This is a genomic window from Burkholderia sp. BC1 (genome assembly GCF_052683555.1).
Genome location: NZ_JBQYLP010000034.1, coordinates 60,939 through 66,938, shown reverse-complemented (window position 1 = coordinate 66,938; position 6,000 = coordinate 60,939). Strand labels below are relative to the sequence as shown.

Genomic DNA, 6,000 nt, shown 5'->3' with positions numbered 1-6,000 from the left:
CAGACTGATCACGTTCGCCGAAACGATTGATCACCATCGCCGAAATCCGCAATATGGATACAGCTTTCGGTGGAGACTGGGCCACCGGGCAGGCCACAACCTTGTCGCTGTGCGACGTTGTGTCCCCTTCTAGGATGAACGAAAAACCTATCGCGCATACCCTTCCCGCCTTTTGTAGGAAGAATATGGCATGACTCTCTTTGAGGGAGTATCCTGTCCGCGAAAATAGGTCCAGCGATGGCACGAGACGGTCTGCGCAGTGAGCGGAACGACGGTCAATCGACGACTTTGGACTGTCTGGATTTTTATCGGGTGAAGACGGCGTCGATTGAGGCGGCTGGTATGGAGGCTCAATGCTAAAACGGAGACTGCGGTGAGCGATAATAGTGATGATCGGGTCATTAAGGCTGTTGGTGCTTTGGGAACACTGGAGCGGGCTACAGAGTTTCAAACGTTCCTTCTTTTGGCGAATTTTGTTTTTGCATTGAATTTCTCGCTGAGTGTCGCGCATCAAAAGGGCTTGATGATTTTTTCGTGGGAGTATGCAAAGGAAAATATGCCGATAGGTCAGGCTCTAGTTTTCGTTATGGCGTTTGCGCTTTATATGTCATGTGTTGTGGGGATTCTTAGATATTTTGCTGATCAAATAGTTGGCCTTCCAGCTATAAAAATATCTTCATTTTTGCATGAACATTTTAGTGTGCGCGACACATCTCGCTATCGACGTCCGACTGATATGGTAAGGCCATATGATTTGCTTCGTGCGGCAAGGGCGGAGGGGAATGACGAGTACCTAGAGCAATATAAGGAATATGAAAATAAGAGGCGTGAAGGAGATGCGATGGCGTGGCGTGCTGCATCGCTATCTTTTGCCCTTCTTGTTTTGTTGGCGGTAGATGCTGCGTTGCCGAATCCGAACTCGCTGTCAATCGAAATCATTCATGGGTTAAATTCAGTGTATGGCCATTTGGGGGACTTTATCGCCATGCTCGTAATCGGAGTACTCTTGTTTTCGTGGCTCTATCGCTTCATCGAAAATGATTGGCCTGGCAAATGGATCATCAATCCTCGGTTGCATGAGAAACTGGAGGCGGAGGAACAGCGCCGTCGGGATGAGGAGCGAAGGGCTATGGAGCGCTGGCGCGTATAAAGCAGATATCGTCGATGGCGTTGGCCTTGGAAGCACGCGACTGATAAGCATGTCAACGGAGTGTCGACGCCATGGTTACCTATCGAGCACCCATAGTTGCTCGTTCGTTTTCAGGCGATTGTTTTATAAGACAAAGTTGCGCAATGTAGCCTGTCGGCAGGCATTTGTAATCATCAGGTGGCGGGTTCGAGTCCTGCAGCCGCACCAGTAAAGTCAAGGGGTTACGTGATGTTTGCGTAACCCCTTCGCGTTTCCGATAGGCCGCTCACGTTTCCAAACGATGAGACCGTGCTCGCAGACGCTCGTCCAAGATGACGGGCGCGCACGAATCGCCGTCGCGCGGAGGTCAAGCTGTCGGCCGGGCGGACGCGTGCCACAACGGCAAATCCGATAAAACCCACCCTGCCGTTTTCCCGTTATCCCGCGCTTAAGGTAATCGCTTTGTTGCCGCGATCCCCGTCGTGTTCGGGCACTATCCGGCGTAAACCTGATGCATATCGTCGGCCGCAATCGGATCGATGGCAAAACCGGCCGCGCGCAAACCGCCTCGTTGCTCCCCCGTTTTCATGTCACGGTCGCGTCACGATGCGCCCATAAGGTTGCTCCTTCCTGGCGCGGCCTCGCCCGCAATTCGGGTGCCAGTGGGTTGTCTTCCCGGGCTTTTTGGCCAGACAGAAAGGCTCCCGCAACATCCGTACATGCGTACCTGAATCCGCGGCGATACGTTCGCGCGTCAGGACGTGCGCAACCTTTGAGCGACAACGTGCCGGCGCCGCCAAAGGGCGTCCGGGATCTCGCTCCCCGGCACGCGCACCGTTTCGTGTTTTGCACCGTTCATTCAAAGACACGATCGACGCCGATTCATCCTGAATGAATCGCGAACGATCAGGAGACAACCGTCATGTTGAGTCCGCATGAATTTTCGATGCTGCTTCGCGTCGCCCGCGCGCCGGACAGCGTCGATCGATGCAACCCGGCTTTCACCGTTCTCGTCGAAAAGCGTCTGGTTGACGATACGCAAGCGCGCATGAGCGCGGTAGCGGCGCGCCCCGCATTGACACCGATCGGCCAGATGCTGCTCGCGCGCTTCGACGAGGCGGCTTGACGGGAGACGAAACGGAGGAGACCGGAACAGAAGAGCCCGGTACAGAACCGCAGAAACGCGTCACGCCGCCGCACCAGCGAACGGCGTGACGCAACGAAACCGCGGCGAAGCGCTTACTGCGCAACCGGCACCGTCACATCGCTGCCGAACCAGTGCATCGAGATCTTCTTCAGCGTGCCATCCTTACGCAGCGATTCCAGCGCATCGTTGATCGCCTTCTCGAACTTCGGATTGCCCTTGCGGAACGGGATCGCCATTTCCTGCTTGCCGCCGTTCAGCACCGCACCGGCACGCAACGGCAGATTCGACGTCTTGATCATATACGGCAGCATCAGCCGATCGTCGAGCGTCGCCTCGATCCGGCCCGCGGCCAGATCGCGCAGCTTCTCCGGCGCGCCCGGATAGGTCTGCACCTCGATGCCCGGCACGCTGCGCGCCATCTGATCGTAGTTCGTGCCCAGCGTCACGCCGAGCTTCTTGCCCTTGAAATCCTCGAGAGACTTGAAGTCGCGCTTGTCGTCCTTGCGCTGGATCAGCTGTGCAGCTGAATACGTGTACGGCTCGCTGAAGTCGAGCGCTTCCTTGCGCTGCGGCGTGATCGTCACCTGGTTCACGATCACGTCGAACTTGCCGGCCTGCAGGCCCGCGATGATGCCACTCCATTCGGTCGGGATGAACTGCGTCTTCACGCCGAGCTTGCCGGCCACGGCATTGGCGACGTCGACGTCGAAGCCCTCGAGCTGCCCCGACGTGCCGCGCGAGTTGAACGGCGGATACGTGCCTTCGAGGCCGACGCGCAGCACGCCGGCCTTCTTCACGGAGTCGAGCAGGTCTTCGGCGTGGGCGGCGACAGCCGTAAAGCCGAGGGCCGACGCGAGCAGCAGGCCGGACAGCAGGAACTTCGTACGTTTCATCGCGGATCTCCAGTGGTTCAGTGTGTGGTTGGGCGAGCCCGGGCAGCGGTCGCGGCCGGCCGCGGCCGGAATACGGCACGTCGACACTACTCGCAACTGGGCCGCGCCGAAAGTCGAATTGGCCCTGATTGCAATCGATTTCAACGGATAGCCGGCCGCTGGAGGCAATTGTGCAGTCCCGGCGAATACGGAATTGGCATAATCACGCCTCGCCGACACAAGCGCCGCCGCACGGGCACATCGTGCACTGTCGCAATCGCGCTTGCGCACCGGCTCCGTCCAGTTACTACCGCAACACTCATGTCGACCATCACCGCGACGACCGCGTCGCTGAAACACATTCTCGAGCGCCCAGGCGATTTCTCCGGCTGGCTGTGCCTGCCGTCGATGCCGTGGACGCTCGATACGGAGGGCGCATTCATTGAAGACGCGAACCTCACCGAAGACAGCACGCCGCCTGCCATCGCGCCGCACCCGGACTGGCGCGCGACGCTGAACAGCACGACGATCGAGGAGATCGTGATCAACGCGCACGACCAGGTCGACGAACCGAGCATCGCGCAGTTGTTCGACGCGTTCGTGTTCTACCTCGAGAACGACGAGTTCATCCTGCTCTGACGACGCACGCGTCGCGCGTCACAGTGAAAAAGGACCGCGGCGCGGTCCTTTTCATCAAGCATCGACGTTGGAACGAAGCGAACGCCTCAAGGCAACGAAATCGTCAAATTCGCCGACTCCGGCCCGACCTTGATCACCTGCGAATAAGGCGCCAACGCCTGCAGCGTCTTGCCCTTGAGATACGCATTGAGCCCGAGATACCCGAGCAGCGCGACGAGCGCGAACACCGCGCCGATCGCCCACACCGGTACTTCGCGCTTCAACCGATGCGCGATCCGATCCGGCAGCGGCCAATGCGGCGCGAACGGTGCACGCTTGCCTTTCATATGCGCGATCTCGTCGCCCAGCCGCGCGGTCAGATAAGCCAGCTTCTCCGGCCCTTCGAGCAGATACTTGCCCTGGAACCCGAGCAGCAGGCACATATGAAACACCTCGAGCGACTGCAGCCGCGCCGCGCCTTGCGCACGGCACTCCTCGAGATACTGGAAGAACTTCTCGCCCGCCAGCTGCTCGCCGAACAGCACGAGCTGCAGCGGCCGGCGCTCCCAGTCCGCGCGAATCTTGAACTGCGACGACAGCACCATCTCGTCGACGGCCGCGCAGTACGCGAACTTCGCGCCGTACACATCTTCGGCCGCGATATTGAGCTTCTTCGCGCCGCGCTCGAAATCCGACAGAAACTCCTGAATCCGCGTGCTGAACTCGCTCGCGCTCTCGGGCTCGCGCCCGTTCTTCAACAGAAACAGCATGAAAAAGCCGTCGTACAGCAGATCGAGCAGCGAACGGGCCTGAAACGCGGCGTCCGTCGACGACGGGGTATGCACGGGTGTCGGCGCGTTGTCGCCGAACAGGGAAGGCGCGTAGCTCATGATGTGACCGCGATCAGTTCGAATTTCAGGTCATTGATGCCAGTCGGCGCGTAGATCATCGCGGACTGGGCCTGCAGCATGCGCTCGTACAGCGCGCCGCGCGAATCGAGCGCGAAGTAGCACGCGCCCGGCCGCACCGGAATCGCGGGCGGCACCTGCGGCGTGTACGAGAGCCGTACGCCCGGCATTGCGGACAGCACGAGCTTGTCGACGTCGTCCGGTGCGCCGACCTTGAAGCGTGCAGGCACCGCATCGACGAGCTCGACGCTCGGCATGTCGGCGGATACGGCGAGATAGAACTCGGTCTTGTCGTCGATCTTTCCGGAGTCGAGCCGGCCGAGATGGAACGACGGCCGCACCTCGTCGAGCGTGATCGCGAAGTAGCGCGTCGAGATCACGGTGTCGAGCAGTTCGCGCAGCATCACGTCCAGACGCGCGAAGCCGGGGCCCGGATCGTCGTGGCGATAGACGGGCAGATCGGCGAGCGAATAGCCTTTCGAGAACGTCATCAGCTGTCCCGCGAGCCGCAGCAGCTCCTGGAACAACCGTTCGGGATGCAGCGCCGCATGCTGATGCAGGTGCGCGAGCGTCGCGAACGCGGCGTTCGCCGTGTGCAGCAGCCAGAACGACGCGATGTCGCCCGAGCGGAATTCGATGATGTTCTTCGACGGCTCGCGATGAAAACCGTACAGCGCATTGACCTTCGCTTGCAGCGCGTCGACGAGCTGGCGCAGCCGCTGATGCAAAATCGGCGACGCTTCGATGGCGAGGCACGGCGGCACGAAGCTGTCGTCGACCTCGAAGCCGGACGTCGCGGTGCGCCGCACGCGCACGAGCGGCACCGACAGCAGCTGGTCGCGCGGCTCGCTGTGCGCGATCAGCTTGACCTGCGTCTTCAGGAACGTGATGTCGGCTTCGGCTGCATCGGTGAAGTTGTCGGCGACGCTGGTCTGCTGGCTGACGAAGCGCGTCGTGAAGCCGGCGGCCGGATTGTCGCTGTAGTTGGTGCCGTTCTCGCGCAGCGGGTGCAGCGCCAGATAGAAGACGAATTCGTTGATGCCGTCGGGCAGCGTGTCGAGCGCGATCGGCGGCGGCAGATCGTCGCCCTGCGGCGCCGCGTACAGCGTGCCGTCGGGGAACACGAGCGCGAGTTCGGCGACGCGCAGCACGTTGCTGCCGAGCGCGTCATGGTCGATCCGCAACGTGCGCAGCCCCCAGTTGTACGGCTGGATCGCCTGGATCGATTCGAACAGGCGCGCCTCGTGGTACGCGTCCTGCCGCTGAAAATGTTGAGGCCGGAGGAACAGCCCTTCTCCCCACAGCACCTTGGCCGAATAACTCATG

General features: G+C 60.4%; 7 protein-coding genes. 3 read left to right on the top strand and 4 right to left on the bottom strand.

Going from position 1 to position 6,000, the window contains the following annotated elements; translation table 11 throughout:
- Positions 1-244: hypothetical protein (locus ACSHSS_RS18085; protein ID WP_445545315.1), on the bottom strand; the 244-nt coding region annotated here is incomplete at its 3' end.
- A 129-nt stretch (positions 245-373) separates the two neighbouring features.
- Between ACSHSS_RS18085 and ACSHSS_RS18080 the strand changes: the two genes are divergently transcribed.
- A complete protein-coding gene (locus ACSHSS_RS18080) occupies positions 374-1,150 on the top strand; it encodes a hypothetical protein (protein ID WP_261513230.1) in 777 nt (258 codons plus the stop codon).
- A gap of 901 nt (positions 1,151-2,051) precedes the next feature.
- A complete protein-coding gene (locus tag ACSHSS_RS18075) occupies positions 2,052-2,255 on the top strand; it encodes a hypothetical protein (RefSeq protein ID WP_261513231.1) in 204 nt (67 codons plus the stop codon).
- A gap of 113 nt (positions 2,256-2,368) precedes the next feature.
- On the opposite strand, the gene ACSHSS_RS18070 is transcribed toward ACSHSS_RS18075, so the two are convergent.
- A complete protein-coding gene (locus tag ACSHSS_RS18070; RefSeq protein WP_006400561.1) occupies positions 2,369-3,169 on the bottom strand; it encodes a transporter substrate-binding domain-containing protein in 801 nt (266 codons plus the stop codon).
- A gap of 300 nt (positions 3,170-3,469) precedes the next feature.
- Between ACSHSS_RS18070 and ACSHSS_RS18065 the strand changes: the two genes are divergently transcribed.
- A complete protein-coding gene (locus ACSHSS_RS18065; RefSeq protein WP_105854707.1) occupies positions 3,470-3,787 on the top strand; it encodes a DUF7716 domain-containing protein in 318 nt (105 codons plus the stop codon).
- An 86-nt stretch (positions 3,788-3,873) separates the two neighbouring features.
- Here the strand turns inward: ACSHSS_RS18065 and icmH are convergent, their stop codons facing one another.
- Both icmH and tssK read right to left on the bottom strand, forming a co-directional pair.
- On the bottom strand, positions 3,874-4,656 hold the full coding sequence (icmH, locus tag ACSHSS_RS18060) for a type IVB secretion system protein IcmH/DotU (protein ID WP_006400552.1): 783 nt from the start codon (positions 4,654-4,656) through the stop codon (positions 3,874-3,876).
- Complete coding sequence (tssK, locus tag ACSHSS_RS18055; protein ID WP_261513232.1) at positions 4,653-5,999, bottom strand: type VI secretion system baseplate subunit TssK; 1,347 nt, start codon at positions 5,997-5,999, stop codon at positions 4,653-4,655. Before tssK ends, icmH begins: the two co-directional genes overlap by 4 nt.
- Position 6,000 lies beyond the last annotated feature (1 nt).